13 protein-coding genes are annotated in these 14,252 nt (G+C 33.5%); 9 read left to right on the forward strand and 4 right to left on the reverse strand.

Going from position 1 to position 14,252, the window contains the following annotated elements; translation table 11 throughout:
- The first annotated feature begins 83 nt into the window (after positions 1 to 83).
- From HMPREF3237_RS04640 to msr(D), 5 genes are all read left to right on the forward strand, one after another.
- Complete coding sequence (locus HMPREF3237_RS04640) at positions 84 to 821, forward strand: ABC transporter ATP-binding protein (protein ID WP_001244586.1); 738 nt, start codon at positions 84 to 86, stop codon at positions 819 to 821.
- A 2-nt stretch (positions 822 to 823) separates the two neighbouring features.
- Complete coding sequence (locus tag HMPREF3237_RS04645; protein WP_009731041.1) at positions 824 to 2,506, forward strand: ABC transporter ATP-binding protein; 1,683 nt, start codon at positions 824 to 826, stop codon at positions 2,504 to 2,506.
- Positions 2,507 to 3,134: 628 nt separating this feature from the next.
- Positions 3,135 to 3,305: a hypothetical protein gene (locus tag HMPREF3237_RS04650; RefSeq protein ID WP_000873143.1), complete on the forward strand. Its 171-nt coding sequence runs from the start codon at positions 3,135 to 3,137 to the stop codon at positions 3,303 to 3,305.
- A 385-nt stretch (positions 3,306 to 3,690) separates the two neighbouring features.
- The gene (gene mef(A) / locus HMPREF3237_RS04655; protein ID WP_000417519.1) at positions 3,691 to 4,908 is read left to right on the forward strand and encodes a macrolide efflux MFS transporter Mef(A); all 1,218 of its coding nucleotides are present in this window, start codon (positions 3,691 to 3,693) and stop codon (positions 4,906 to 4,908) included.
- A 119-nt stretch (positions 4,909 to 5,027) separates the two neighbouring features.
- Positions 5,028 to 6,491: an ABC-F type ribosomal protection protein Msr(D) gene (gene msr(D) / locus HMPREF3237_RS04660; RefSeq protein ID WP_000420313.1), complete on the forward strand. Its 1,464-nt coding sequence runs from the start codon at positions 5,028 to 5,030 to the stop codon at positions 6,489 to 6,491.
- A gap of 117 nt (positions 6,492 to 6,608) precedes the next feature.
- Here msr(D) and HMPREF3237_RS04665 read toward each other — a convergent pair whose 3' ends face one another.
- The 4 genes from HMPREF3237_RS04665 to HMPREF3237_RS04680 are packed head-to-tail and all read right to left on the reverse strand — an operon-like array spanning position 6,609 to position 7,853.
- Positions 6,609 to 6,908, reverse strand: a complete 300-nt coding sequence (locus HMPREF3237_RS04665) for a DUF5960 family protein (protein WP_001072467.1) — start codon at positions 6,906 to 6,908, stop codon at positions 6,609 to 6,611.
- Positions 6,895 to 7,263, reverse strand: a complete 369-nt coding sequence (locus tag HMPREF3237_RS04670) for a hypothetical protein (RefSeq protein WP_000567222.1) — start codon at positions 7,261 to 7,263, stop codon at positions 6,895 to 6,897. The genes HMPREF3237_RS04665 and HMPREF3237_RS04670 overlap by 14 nt, the downstream gene beginning before the upstream one ends.
- Positions 7,264 to 7,275: 12 nt before the next feature.
- Positions 7,276 to 7,611: a DinB/UmuC family translesion DNA polymerase gene (locus HMPREF3237_RS04675; protein ID WP_000806926.1), complete on the reverse strand. Its 336-nt coding sequence runs from the start codon at positions 7,609 to 7,611 to the stop codon at positions 7,276 to 7,278.
- Positions 7,608 to 7,853: a hypothetical protein gene (locus HMPREF3237_RS04680; RefSeq protein ID WP_001813542.1), complete on the reverse strand. Its 246-nt coding sequence runs from the start codon at positions 7,851 to 7,853 to the stop codon at positions 7,608 to 7,610. The genes HMPREF3237_RS04675 and HMPREF3237_RS04680 overlap by 4 nt, the downstream gene beginning before the upstream one ends.
- 900 nt (positions 7,854 to 8,753) lie before the next feature.
- Between HMPREF3237_RS04680 and HMPREF3237_RS04690 the strand changes: the two genes are divergently transcribed.
- Genes HMPREF3237_RS04690 through HMPREF3237_RS04705 form a run of 4 tightly spaced genes read left to right on the forward strand, consistent with a single transcriptional unit; the run spans position 8,754 to position 14,249 of the window.
- The gene (locus tag HMPREF3237_RS04690; RefSeq protein WP_006151645.1) at positions 8,754 to 10,022 is read left to right on the forward strand and encodes a site-specific integrase; all 1,269 of its coding nucleotides are present in this window, start codon (positions 8,754 to 8,756) and stop codon (positions 10,020 to 10,022) included.
- 3 nt (positions 10,023 to 10,025) lie between these two features.
- Positions 10,026 to 11,876 (forward strand): hypothetical protein, encoded by a 1,851-nt coding sequence (locus tag HMPREF3237_RS04695; protein ID WP_025197155.1) that lies wholly within the window; start codon positions 10,026 to 10,028, stop codon positions 11,874 to 11,876.
- Positions 11,873 to 13,543 carry a hypothetical protein gene (locus HMPREF3237_RS04700; protein WP_006151537.1) on the forward strand — a complete coding sequence of 557 codons (1,671 nt, stop codon included), beginning with the start codon at positions 11,873 to 11,875 and terminating at the stop codon, positions 13,541 to 13,543. The genes HMPREF3237_RS04695 and HMPREF3237_RS04700 overlap by 4 nt, the downstream gene beginning before the upstream one ends.
- Positions 13,536 to 14,249 carry a hypothetical protein gene (locus HMPREF3237_RS04705; protein ID WP_006151858.1) on the forward strand — a complete coding sequence of 238 codons (714 nt, stop codon included), beginning with the start codon at positions 13,536 to 13,538 and terminating at the stop codon, positions 14,247 to 14,249. Before HMPREF3237_RS04700 ends, HMPREF3237_RS04705 begins: the two co-directional genes overlap by 8 nt.
- Positions 14,250 to 14,252 lie beyond the last annotated feature (3 nt).

The following is a 14,252-nucleotide window of genomic DNA, read 5'->3' on the forward strand; positions in this document are numbered from 1 at the left end:
AAAAAAGAGACTGTATAAGTTAGTATTTATGCTCCGGGAAAAAAATCTTGCATTTAAAGCTGGATATAGAAAGAGAGATAGAAATGAGAAATATTGTTGAAATAAAAGAAGTTTTTAAAACTATTGATAAAGAAGAAATTTTAAGTGGTATCAACCTTCAAATTGCTGAAGGAGAAATCTATGGTTTTTTAGGACCGAACGGTGCTGGAAAAACAACGTTAATGAAATGTATGTTAACCTTATCAACAATTACATCAGGTAGTATTGAAATTTTTGGGAAAAATCTACAAGAACACAGAGAAGAAATCCTAAGTCAGATTGGAAGTATTATTGAATCACCAATTTTTTATGATAATTGCACTGCAAAAGAAATTTTGGAAATTCACGCTCAATATATGGGGAAAAATATTATTGAATCAGATATAAAAAAAGCCTTAAGAATGGTCGGCTTAAAAAATACGACTAAAAAAGTAAAAGATTTTTCGTTAGGAATGAGGCAAAGGCTTGGTTTAGCTCGTGCCTTTCTAACAAAACCTAAATTGTTAATTTTAGATGAGCCAATCAATGGTTTAGATCCAATAGGGATTCAAGAAATTCGAAATCTTTTGTTGTCGCTTTCTAAGGAGCATGGAATTACTATTCTAATATCGAGTCATATATTATCGGAAATTTCACAGATAGCAGATAAAATTGGCTTTATCAAAAATGGAGAAATTGTAGAACAGGTTTCTATGAAAGAGATTAGGAGAGAGAATATTGACTTAGAAGAATATTTTATGTCACATTTTCTAAATGAAATTAAGAATTATGAGGTAGATTAAGGATGAAACAATTGATAAAGAACCATCAGAAGGCTTTTTATGCTTTCATGATATTTAATATACTGGTCCCTTTAACTAATATTGCTTTTGCTTATTCTATTAAAGGTATTATTGATAGTGGCATGTCCCAAAATAAAGAAGCCTTAACTCAAGCGGTACTAGTAGGAGCTACTGTTATTTTCATCTATGCAGCACTCAACTTTATATCTCTTCGATTGAGAAATAAACTTGTTAGGCAAATCATGTCAAGATACAAAAACAAGGTGTTCCAATCTATTTTAGATAGGGATTATAGAGACTTTTCTAAAGAAAAATCAGGGAAATTTATTTCCGTATTAACCGAAAATATGAAGAAAATTGAGCAAGATTATCTATACCAGTATTTTAATATTTCAAAAAACCTTTCCTTAATGATTTTTTCACTTCTAACTATGTTTATAGGTAATTGGTTTTTGACCTTATTAGTTATCATTGCTAGCATCATTCCGATGATGATTTCAGGATTTATTGGACAAAAATCAGCCTCTTTACAAAATAGAGCTATGGTTGCCGATCAGAAGTATTTAGCTAAGGTTAAAGATATTTTAGCAGGATTTCTTGTTATTAAAAGTTTTAATGTGAAAGATGCTATCTGTGAGGATTATAGTCATGAAAGTGAAAAATTTGATGAAATAAATTTTATAAAAGGGAAATTTGACGTTTTAACTAATGTTATTTCACAGCTTTCAGGGATGATTGTTTTTTTGGTAGCCTTTGGTGGAGGGATGTATCTCGTATTTAATAGCTCTACCACAATTGGGAGTGTAACAGCTATTGTTCAACTGGTCAATTTTGTAGTAATGCCACTGAATGAAGTTGGAATGGGAATAAGTAAATTTCGTGAAGGTCAGGCAACACTAGATGCATTTGAGGTAAAAGATGTAACTGAGCTTCAGACTGGTGAAACAAAAGAATATTTCGATGATGTTATTTCTTTTTCAAATATAGACTTTTCTTACCCTAATACTAAAGAAAAAATTTTTAACCATTTATCTTTGAAGATTCAAAAAGGAGAAAAAATTGCAATTGTTGGAATGTCAGGGAGTGGGAAATCAACTTTGCTCAATCTATTACTGCGTTTTTACGATGTAACAAGTGGGCACATCTCCATTGATAATATAGATTTGCAAGCTATTTCAGCAGAGAGCCTTTATAACTTAATGACAATTGTTCAACAAGACGTTTATATCTTTGATGATACTTTAAGAGCAAATATTACTCTTAATCAATCCTTCACTGATGAGGAAATAAAGCAAGCTGTACAGCAGTCGGGTTTAGAAAGTTATGTTTTAGAAAATGAATCTGGTCTACAAACTTTATGTGGAGAGAATGGCTCAAATCTATCTGGCGGACAAAAACAAAGAGTTAGTATTGCGCGTGCCTTGATTCGAAAAACACCAATCTTATTATTGGATGAGGCTACTTCATCTTTGGATAATCAAGTAACTACTGAAATTGAAAGTTCAATCTTGGATATTCAAAATTTGACTGCACTTGTAGTAACCCACAAGTTGAATGAGAACATTTTGAAAAAATACGATAGAATTCTCTTTATGAAAGATGGCGTTATTGTTGAAGATGGTTCTTTCAGTGATTTGATGGATAGGAGAGGTGAGTTTTATAAGTTGTTTGAGTTGAGTGTGTAATTCTCTTTCATTTTATAGTATAATTTTATAAAACACTCTATCCTTTTCGTTCTATAATATATAAGCTTGCTAGCACCACATGTTGAGGCGGTAAGTTTGCTAGTCAAGGAGTAAAACGACGAAGATTAGCATTTACTTCCGCCCATGCGATAGCTGTCCGTGATTGACAAGTGCTAGCACGCAGACAGAACGGAGATAGCGAACCGCTGAGTGTGTCGCTCTGCTCGTAAAAGCTTAGAAACCTTTGAACGAAAGGGATAATGAAAGCCTTGATTGCAAGGCTTTTTGCTTTATGGTGGGTAAGTATCAGAGTGAGAAAATTTTTGGAATGAGTAGAAGTGATAGCTAGAAATTATCAGTTTCTATTTCCATTTACCCTGTGGGTACGTGTTTGTTTCCATTGACAAGGAGTTTGTGGGAATAGAAATGTACCCACCTTGTTTGAATCAAGTGAAGTGTAGTTGAAGGAAATCTGTTGAAAGCAATACTTCATTTTACCGAATAAGTAATAATTTAGGCAACTTCAAATCGATTAAAAAAAACTATTTTAAAGGTTAAGAGTAGACAAAAATTGTCCACTCTTTTTTGCAAACTCAATTTATCAATAAATGAAATGAGGGAATGTAAAATGAAATATTTTGAGGTTGAGTTAGAAAATCCTGATGAATTTTTAAAACTACAAACAGAAGATTTTGTGAAAGCTAATCGCTTGCTACTAAGGAAGATAATCCAGAGCGTTACAGTCTATGAAGAAAACTTCGTCATATCCTTTAAATCTGGCATCGAATTGGAAGTATGAGTCTCATTCCATAACTTTTATATTGAACATATCATCTTGTTGTGTTATACTATAAATTGATATAAACAAAGATGTAGGAGGAACCGAAACTATGACAGCCTCAATGCGTTTAAGATAAGCTGGCAATAAAAAAAGCAGAATCTATACCCGATGATAGGCTTTTTTGTTGTGCTTATTTATACGATATTGAGCATTCATTAGTTACGGTGAGGATATTGGTTATTTAACTATACCTTTATTTAACTATGTCTTTAATATGAATGTTTCCAAATTGTATGTATGCAGACCAAAAGCCACATTGTGGGGTTTGGCCTGCATTTTTTATTGCCTAGAATGCTATTCAAAATAGAAATTCAAGCAAAATAATATGCAGGAGATAATATAAATGGAAAAATACAACAATTGGAAACGAAAATTTTATGCAATATGGGCAGGGCAAGCAGTATCATTAATCACTAGTGCCATCCTGCAAATGGCGATTATTTTTTACCTTACAGAAAAAACAGGATCTGCGATGGTCTTGTCTATGGCTTCATTAGTAGGTTTTTTACCCTATGCGATTTTGGGACCTGCCATTGGTGTGCTAGTGGATCGTCATGATAGGAAGAAGATAATGATTGGTGCCGATTTAATTATCGCAGCAGCTGGTGCAGTGCTTGCTATTGTTGCATTCTGTATGGAGCTACCTGTCTGGATGATTATGATAGTATTGTTTATCCGTAGCATTGGAACAGCTTTTCATACCCCAGCACTCAATGCGGTTACACCACTTTTAGTACCAGAAGAACAGCTAACGAAATGCGCAGGCTATAGTCAGTCTTTGCAGTCTATAAGCTATATTGTTAGTCCGGCAGTTGCAGCACTCTTATACTCCGTTTGGGATTTAAATGCTATTATTGCCATCGACGTATTGGGTGCTGTGATTGCATCTATTACGGTAGCAATTGTACGTATACCTAAGCTGGGTAATCAAGTGCAAAGTTTAGAACCAAATTTCATAAGGGAGATGAAAGAAGGAGTTGTGGTTCTGAGACAAAACAAAGGATTGTTTGCCTTATTACTCTTAGGAACACTATATACTTTTGTTTATATGCCAATCAATGCACTATTTCCTTTAATAAGCATGGAACACTTTAATGGAACGCCTGTGCATATTTCTATTACGGAAATTTCCTTTGCATTTGGGATGCTAGCAGGAGGCTTATTATTAGGAAGATTAGGGGGCTTCGAAAAGCATGTATTACTAATAACAAGTTCATTTTTTATAATGGGGACTAGTTTAGCCGTTTCGGGAATACTTCCTCCAAATGGATTTGTAATATTCGTAGTTTGCTGTGCAATAATGGGGCTTTCGGTGCCATTTTATAGCGGTGTGCAAACAGCTCTTTTTCAGGAGAAAATTAAGCCTGAATATTTAGGACGTGTATTTTCTTTGATCGGAAGTATCATGTCACTTGCTATGCCAATTGGGTTAATTCTTTCTGGATTCTTTGCTGATAAAATCGGTGTAAATCATTGGTTTTTACTATCAGGTATTTTAATTATTGGCATTGCTATAGTTTGCCAAATGATAACTGAGGTTAGAAAATTAGATTTAAAATAAACAATATTGGAGGAATATTTATGTATCTTATTTTCATGTAACTCTTCCTGCTAAAATCGCAGGGTTTTCCCTGCATACAAGCAAATGAAAGCATGCGATTATAGACAGGAGGAAATGTTATGGAATTAATATTAAAAGCAAAAGACATTCGTGTGGAATTCAAAGGACGCGATGTTTTAGATATAAATGAATTAGAAGTATATGATTATGACCGTATTGGTTTAGTAGGAGCAAATGGTGCTGGAAAAAGCACTTTACTCAGGGTACTTTTAGGAGAATTAACTCCCCCAGGATGTAAAATGAATCGTCTGGGTGAACTTGCCTATATTCCCCAGTTGGACGAAGTAACTCTGCAGGAGGAAAAAGATTTTGCACTTGTAGGCAAGCTAGGTGTTGAGCAATTAAATATACAGACTATGAGCGGTGGTGAAGAAACAAGGCTTAAAATAGCACAGGCCTTATCGGCACAGGTTCATGGTATTTTAGCGGATGAACCTACGAGCCATTTAGACCGTGAAGGAATTGATTTTCTAATAGGACAGCTAAAATATTTTACAGGTGCACTGTTAGTTATTAGCCATGACCGCTATTTTCTTGATGAAATAGTAGATAAAATATGGGAACTGAAAGATGGCAAAATCACTGAGTATTGGGGAAACTATTCTGATTATCTTCGTCAGAAAGAGGAAGAACGTAAGAGCCAAGCTGCAGAATACGAACAATTTATTGCGGAACGTGCCCGATTGGAAAGGGCTGCGGAGGAAAAGCGAAAACAGGCTCGTAAAATAGAACAGAAGGCAAAAGGTTCTTCAAAGAAAAAAAGTACTGAAGACGGAGGGCGTTTAGCTCATCAAAAATCAATAGGAAGTAAGGAAAAAAAGATGTATAATGCTGCTAAAACCCTAGAGCACAGGATTGCGGCCTTAGGAAAAGTAGAAGCTCCGGAAGGCATTCGCAGAATTCGTTTCAGGCAAAGTAAAGCATTGGAGCTCCATAATCCATACCCTATAGTCGGTGCAGAAATTAATAAAGTATTTGGGGATAAGGCTCTGTTTGAAAATGCATCTTTTCAAATTCCGTTAGGAGCAAAAGTGGCGTTAACTGGTGGTAATGGAATCGGAAAAACAACTTTAATCCAAATGATCTTAAACCATGAAGAAGGAATTTCTATTTCGCCTAAGGCAAAAATAGGTTACTTTGCACAGAATGGTTACAAGTACAACAGTAATCAGAATGTTATGGAGTTTATGCAGAAGGATTGTGACTACAATATATCAGAAATTCGTTCAGTGCTAGCATCTATGGGGTTCAAACAGAACGATATTGGAAAAAGTTTATCTGTTTTAAGCGGTGGAGAAATTATAAAATTGTTGCTTGCTAAAATGCTCATGGGTAGATATAACATCCTAATAATGGATGAACCCAGTAACTTCCTTGACATACCAAGTTTAGAGGCTTTGGAAATACTAATGAAGGAGTACACCGGAACTATCGTGTTTATCACCCACGATAAACGATTACTCGAAAATGTAGCAGATGTAGTTTATGAAATTAGAGATAAGAAAATAAATCTGAAACATTAAATTTAAGGTAGTCGCTGGTCAGTATAGTCTGTTCTGGTTGGCGACTCCATTGTTAAAGAGTATAAAGACTTTAGATTTTATGAATATTAAAAATAGGAACAGTCAATTGAACTGCTCCTATTTTTCTGCTAAATATATTGTAGTTTTCTTATATGTATAATGATAGATTAGCGGATTCTCATCTACGGTACTTACTTCAAATATGAAGAAGTGATCGCGGTTATCTCTGGACTTTTCCTTATTGAGGACAAAGTAATTCTTACGTGAAGTCGCCATTGTTTTTAGGATATCATCAGTTAGGAAGGTCAATGGAATATTCATGTTAGAGTAGCGGTAGAAGTCACGTTCAAAATCTTGGTAGCTCTCGCTATAATAGTCCATTTGTAGGTGATTACGCTGAAACTCAAGCTGATTCATAGAGCACCTCCTCGACAAGTTCAATACTAATAATGTCTTTTAATTTCAAATTGATGTGACCTGTTGTAGTTTTTATCAAAATGAAATCTTTGGTCAGACTTGGTATTGTTCCAGTGTAGGAAACACGCTTGTTTTTTTCAATCACTTGAATGCGTGTGCGTAGCTGCCCGGCGTATACTTGACTGAGGAGTAATAATTTCTTCTCTAGTGATAAGTCAGACATGTACGTTACTTTGTTTGTATCATCAGAGAGTGCTGATGCATGTTCAGATAGGAAAAAGCCCATCCATTTTTGCATCTTTGTATCCTGGTACTCTCTTGCTGATTGAAATGGTAAATATGAACGGTCAATCATATCAAATCCTTTCTATGCAGAGGCAAGGGTATTTTTATCAAATTGAATCGTAAAACCTTGAATTCCCCCACCTGTGTAACATTCTTTAAAGCGATTGATTACCTCAGTATAGATTATCACAGATGAGCTTGTTGGCTTAATGCTAAATGTAAATTCCAATGGTAATCGGTTTTCAGATTTAGCATGTACTAGTCGTATCGATATTTCAGTTGTTTTGAGTTTTCTCTGACGAAGTTTTGAAGTTGCTGTTTCAACGATTCCATGTAAAAATCTTTCAAGCATTTCAATATCATTACATCCTTTGCTACGGATTTCTGAAAATTGTACTGTATTTTTTTCTTGTTTCATTTTAATCCCTCCAATCCACCCGCGGAATGACCACCGATAAGTTTACTGCGTTCAATATTTCTGGAACCTTCAGTTAGGACGGTTCCTTTTTGTATGGCTAAAAAACCAAACTGTTCTCTGACAACATCAATAGCTGTCTGAAGTCTATTATCTTTTTCAATTTGTTCTACATCATCAAAGAGTGATAGTAGAGTATAGCTTTCATCTACGAAGCCACTATAAGATACACCAATTTGTCTCACTGCACCAGAGGTGTATTTTTTCGGAATAATACAAGTACATGACTCACCATTGTTTTGGGGAGATTTGCGGGTTCAATTTTATTCTGAGCATTTATAGATTTTTTCATCTCAGTCCTAGAATAGCCAATATGAATAGAAACGACAGTAGTCAATACTAGGGCTACTGTTCCGTTCCACAGTATCATTTAAAAATCATTTTCACACCCTTTCGTCTATTAGTATAGAAGAAAGCTCTCAGCACATGAGGAGAAATCATGAGGGATATTCTCAGTTGAATAAGTAAGAGTATAATCTACATCTCCAAAGTAGGAGTGGCCAGTTCCAGCAGAAAGACCTTCATAGGTTTTATAACTGAATAGATCGACTACTTTGTTGTCGAATTTTTCCTGTTCTTCAAGTAATCCTGAGGAATAGACGACAACTTTAAAATCAAATAAGCTAAAAACGCTCTAAAATCATTAAATTGATATAAAAATGTTTTTTATTGTCAAAATATACAATTAAAAAAATTTCCAGTTTTTTTAAAATCACTATCTCAGATGACAATTTAATCAAAATATGATATAATACAGAAAAAGTAAAAATAACAAAAGTAACTTACAAAAGTAAAAGAAAAAAAGTAAATAGATAGCCACGGCGGATATTCCTTTCATTGTTTAGAAGGAGTTGCTGTGGTTATCGTTGTTGCTGAGCTAATTAATTGCTCTTATTACTTAGATGAAGTTACTTTTGTTATTGAATTAATTCAAATAATAATAACGATCAATGAAAGTACTCATCGATATTCCCTTTATGCAGTTTAGAGCACAAAGGAAAATGGTACTGATTTGATCGTTTTTTTGTGTATTGACATCCTAAAACCCAGTCAGAACCTTCAGTCATATTAAACAAGGAGATAACATGAGATTTGTTGTATATAAACATTCACTAGTTTTAGGTGATAACAACATCGTGACAAAGCAATTTATCGTTCTGAAGCACGATGACGGCAACTTACAATTTACTGATTTTCATCGTTATGTTAAATCTACTTCAAGAATCAAGTCTATTTCAGATGATGGGAATAAACGCTTTTCTTACGTTGTTAAGTTTCTAAATTTTATATTTGGTACTTCTGGACTTAAAAGTATAGATCAACTTACACTTGAAATGGTTAGAGAATTTTTTACGCTTTATGGATTATCTCAGTTACCAGGAGATAGAGAAAAAAGAAAGAAAAGCACCGTTGAAAAATGCGTAAATGCAGTTCTTGACTTCTTAACTCTTTATTTAAGTGAGCGAGAGGGAAAGGCTAAGTTAAAAGCAGAAGAATTGTATTCTACGACAACTTTTACGAATAGTAGAGGACGGGTTATAAAGCGTAAAGAACCAAATTTTGAAATATACGTAAATGATAGCAACACTGAGAAAGCTATTTTTCGTGATATGCCAAATAGTGCTTTTGAGATGTTATTTTCTCACATAGCACACTATCATAAAGATCTACTCATGGTTGTGGCCTTGGGAGCCTTTGTTGGCTTAAGACCATCAGAAGCATGCAATGTAAGACGTGAAGATAGTCCTCTAGGGCCAGGTATTTTGTTTCACCAAAGTGATGGGCAAGTATTTAAGATTGAGATCGATCTACGAAAAGAAATACCTCTCCGAAGCGATTTAAAGCCAACTGGACGGATTAAAAAGGAAAGACTTCAAGCAGTACCTTATATCTTTCTGGAGGTCTTTTTAGACACTTATAATGACTATATGACTTATCTGGAAGGTAAGAAGTATGAGAAGGATTATGGACCTTTAAATCTTAACAGACGAGGAAAAGCATTATCATACGATGTATACTATCAACGATTTCGTAAGATTATTCGCGACGAAATGATCCCAATCTTCTTAAAATCTGATGATGCAGAGGTTGTCTTTTTTGGGCAGCTTTTGCAGGAGCATAATATTTCCCCACATATTTTCAGACACTGGTACACGACACAGTTAGTATTATCTGGGGTTTCTGAAATAAGTGAGCTTATGTCAGCAAGAGGTGATAAATCGCCTGAGAGTGCTTGGGTTTATCTACAAAACAAAGGAGAAATCGCAAAACAATATGGTCAAGTTAATAATGGTGTTTTTGACTATATGAATTGGCGAGCAAATGAACTTTTTGGTGATAAGTTAGAAAGGTAATGTATGACTTATTCAATTAAATCTTTGATCGAAAATCTGTTAAGTGAACTCGGAAAAAACGATATACAGTATAAAGGCAAAATTAGTAAGTTTTTAGTTGATAACAATTGGTTTAATATTGAGATTGATTTGGATAACTATTCTATCTCAGATAAAGATGCTCAATTATTAATAGAAAAAATAACCAATTATCTTCTTGGGCCAACTGGTTTAGCAGGAATTCAGCCTATATTTAAACAAAAATTCCCATTAACTTACAAATATTTTCAGCAATACTCAGAAGATAGCAACTTATCTAAGGAAAACATGTTTTATGTTCAAGATTTTCTTGCTTTTTATCTTAAAAGAGATTTATTTCTCTGTAATGATAATGAGATTGAATTGTTGGTTGAAGAAGCAGTATATGCACTTGAAAAGCAAAAAGGCGAAGTTTTTATTGATTTTTTAAAGTGGTTAATGAATAAAATGAGATGTAACTATCACAAAAGATATGAATTTACACCTCGATACACATTAGAACAGGAGACTAACGCTTATGAGTTAGACGAATATTTAGAATTACTGTATTTTCTTTTTAATGACAATTACATTAGAAAAGAAGATATGCTTTATAAAGCAGCAATCTCAAAAGACTACGCAGATACCTGGCTATTTCTAGCACTTCATTTTATATGTGCGCTACGTGGAACAGATTTAGAACAACTTGGACATCCACAACTTCCTAGAACACCGAAAGAAGTTCTAAAATCAGTTAGAAGTGGTAATTGGAGTAGCAGTGAGGCAAGAAGAACTCTTTTAAGTATTACAACTCGTTTAACTTATTTAAATATTACTCCAAACAAAACAAAGCGAACTAAAAATATTAGTCAGATTAAATTTCAGGTCCCTGAGAGTTGTCAGGTATTGATTGGAACGTTGTTGGCTATCTGTGAAGCTCATTATCAGTTGAATAAAGATAATAATGATGAACCTTTAATTCGACAAATAAAAGAATATAAACGAATTAATCGATATATGGGGAAAGAAATTGGAGACTTATTTCTTGAAAGGAATTTTAGTTCTAGATCTGCAAATAAATCCTATCTTCAAACTGTTGCCATGTTAGCAGATGATGTTTTGCAAGAAAAATCTGAGTTAAATATTAAAGGCTATTTTTTAGCCGCATTAGCCCGTAGCCATAAAGGTTCATTCGATGAATTTGCACAAACTACAACAACGTACCTAAAAGATGCCCAACTAAGCCAGCTTAAACCAGAAATGGTTGCGAGAGAACTATTTGAACGAGGTGTTTTATCTATGATTCCATCAATGATCCTGACGATTGTAACTAGAGGAAAGTATAAAGAATTAAGTCCTAGTCAACAGACTCAGATGATTAAACAGTTAGATTTGACACCAAATGAGATTGAAAAAACATTGGCTTTAAGCATTCAGGCAGAAGTGAAATCGCAAAAGGCATTAAAGATTTTGGTAGAAGAAGAAGCAGAGCCTAATCAACTTCTTACTATTTGTCATCGTATAGGAAACGGTGAAGCCTTCTCAAAACAAGGTGAAAGCATGTGTCTTTTATCTGCGCTTGGAAAGATTTGTCCATATGACGATAGGCAACATTGCATCGGTTGTCATTATGAATTACAAACGAAATCTACTTTATTGTTATTAGTAGGAGAATTCAATCGTTTGAACAAACAATACTCTAGAGTTCGAACTGATTTAGAAAAAGGTAAAATTCGGAGTATTTTAGAAGAACAAATAAAACCTTGTTTAACTGAAATGTTGCAAGCTTTATGCGAGCAATATGGAGATGACGTGTTACATGATTACGAAGAAATAATAAAGGAGTTAATAAATTGAACAATCAAGCTAAACTTTTTAAAATTGAAAATTATTTTGAAACTTTTGACCGTGATTGTGTTCTGCGAGCAAAAGAAGTTTTCGATGACTATTTTGATAAAGGAATTATTCTAAGTTACGATTTTGATCATAAGAAATGGGAAACTACAAATGAATATGCCAATATTAGCCTGTTTTTTAACATTTCTGAATTTCAATATAGGAGATTTTATCAATCATTTTTTCAGTTGTCTTATAAGGAATTTATCAATTACTTAAAAAGTTTTATTGTTTTCTCAATGAAACAACATGTTTTAAAAACTTTACAGCTATTTCTAATGGATATTAAACAAATTATTAAAAATACAACCAAAGATACGTTTTTAGATTTAGAAAATATTTCTGTAAAATTTCCTGGTTTATGTATTGACTTTTTCTCAAATCTTCCCTGTTCAGATGATAGTCAACTAAATCAACTATTGGAGCAATTAGATAATAAATTAACTATCAACCTTCAAAAAAAGCAGAGGTCAAAACAGCAAAGACAATTAGCGCAATTTCAATCCTATTTTACTTTTAATGACATTTTAAATGATTATTGGTCTCAAACATTATCTAAGAAAGAACGTCTATTTTATTATCCATTGTATCTCTGGTGGCAGATTACAGCAATTTTACCTTTAAGGCCAAGAGAATTTCTTTTAATACAAAGAAACTGTTTAACCGAGAAAGATGGAAAATATTTTCTTACATTAAGGAGAAATATAATCAAAGGAAGGGATCGACTTGTTGCACATAAAATTTCTGAAGATTATACTTTGAATACTTATGAAATTACTAATTCATTAGCTTCTGAAATAAAGACTTACCTCAAACTTACGGAAAATAATAATTCTACTAAATTAGATACATTATTTGTGACTGATCCTCATTATAACCGTTGGGGTCGTCGAACAGGTGTTAATAACCGATTTTTAACTTACACTAATCTCAATACTATTTTGAGGTATTTTTTTAATGAGATTATTTCTCAAAAATACGGTTATCAAGTTAATTATTTTAGTTTTCCAGCTAGATTAGATGAAAACGAGATTAATTTGATTCATATTGGGGATACGAGACACATTGCAATGATCAATTTAATTGCAGAAGGGGCTAGTCCTGTTACAGCTATGCTTTTAGCTGGTCATGAAGATGTGACAACTTCATCTCACTATTTTTCAAATTTAAGCCAATTTATTGAATGTCGTAGTTATCAAATGTATCGTAAACTAACGAGTAAGAATACGAATTACACCATAAGTAAGAGACAGCCATTTTATACAGCACAAGGACAATACATCACTTTAGAAAATAAAGGACGGTGTTACTCACCCCGCTTTGCGAAAGGTGATTATTCAGATTGTCTGAAAGTTATTAGTGAGCATGCAGAACTAGGTGCTTGTACGAGCTGCCCTTTTTACCGTAAAGCAGGTAAAGATTATTTTTCAATGGATAAAACATTTAAAAAGTCAGTTGATGAAAAAGCTATGGTTGTAGATGAAGCGATTAGAAAAGTTAGGCAAGGGAAAGGTCATATTGAAGATATTGGAGAAGCTTTGTTGAAATTAAAAACAGTTAGCAATACCTATCAAGATTACTTAAATGCTAAACAACTATCTTTAGAGGAGAATAAGTCTAATGGCTAGAAAGAAATCAATTTCTGATGATGAATTGATTCATTTGTTTGAACAGTATTTAATTTCCCAGTGTTCCTGTGATTTAAGCTTGGTAAAAATCCCTCGGTTTGGTGACTATGTTAGGAATAATGGCTATCAAAATGTTGCGGATACAACCATTAGACGTAATAAAAGATTCAGGGATTTTTTAAAAGAAAGTGAAATTAAATACCAAGATGAAAATTATGAAGCTGTAATTACTTATAAGACCATAGATCCTGACAATTTTATGGCAAAAAATCGTGCTCCAGGTGCTATGAAAAGAGCATTGGTGGAAATTAGCCAATACTACAAGAAAATAGCAAACATTGCGGCCAGCTATAAACAAGAAGCAGATAAGTTACGTAGTTTAAATTCTGAACTACAGTCAACTAATGAAGATTTAAAACAGAAGCTACAAAGAGAAAATGAGTTAAGTGATGAGAATCAAAAACTATTACAAATAATCAAAACAAGTGTCTATCCAGAAATTGCGAATGAGCTTTTAAAAGAAGAAGGATTGTTAAAATATTCTCAAAAGGTTATCAGTGAGGATTTCCTAGCAGACAATATCATCACCGCTGATTCAGAAATAGATTTTCATTCTGGTGGTCTTATTGAACAAGAAAATCCTCAAAAATCAACTAAAGTGGTTTCTATTAAAAACTTACTAGACAGCAAAACTAATTATAAATGAGGA

The organism is Streptococcus sp. HMSC34B10 (genome assembly GCF_001839505.1).
Classification (GTDB): domain Bacteria; phylum Bacillota; class Bacilli; order Lactobacillales; family Streptococcaceae; genus Streptococcus; species Streptococcus peroris.

What these genes read in the sequence shown, in the direction of transcription:
- HMPREF3237_RS04670 (WP_000567222.1), bottom strand. Translation starts at nt 7,263, where the DNA reads ATGATTGACCGTTCATATTTACCATTTCAATCAGCAAGAGAGTACCAG.
- HMPREF3237_RS04705 (WP_006151858.1), top strand. Translation starts at nt 13,536, where the DNA reads ATGGCTAGAAAGAAATCAATTTCTGATGATGAATTGATTCATTTGTTT.
- HMPREF3237_RS04695 (WP_025197155.1), top strand. Translation starts at nt 10,026, where the DNA reads ATGACTTATTCAATTAAATCTTTGATCGAAAATCTGTTAAGTGAACTC.
- HMPREF3237_RS04650 (WP_000873143.1), top strand. Translation starts at nt 3,135, where the DNA reads ATGAAATATTTTGAGGTTGAGTTAGAAAATCCTGATGAATTTTTAAAA.
- HMPREF3237_RS04690 (WP_006151645.1), top strand. Translation starts at nt 8,754, where the DNA reads ATGAGATTTGTTGTATATAAACATTCACTAGTTTTAGGTGATAACAAC.
- HMPREF3237_RS04665 (WP_001072467.1), bottom strand. Translation starts at nt 6,908, where the DNA reads ATGAATCAGCTTGAGTTTCAGCGTAATCACCTACAAATGGACTATTAT.
- HMPREF3237_RS04645 (WP_009731041.1), top strand. Translation starts at nt 824, where the DNA reads ATGAAACAATTGATAAAGAACCATCAGAAGGCTTTTTATGCTTTCATG.
- HMPREF3237_RS04675 (WP_000806926.1), bottom strand. Translation starts at nt 7,611, where the DNA reads ATGAAACAAGAAAAAAATACAGTACAATTTTCAGAAATCCGTAGCAAA.
- HMPREF3237_RS04640 (WP_001244586.1), top strand. Translation starts at nt 84, where the DNA reads ATGAGAAATATTGTTGAAATAAAAGAAGTTTTTAAAACTATTGATAAA.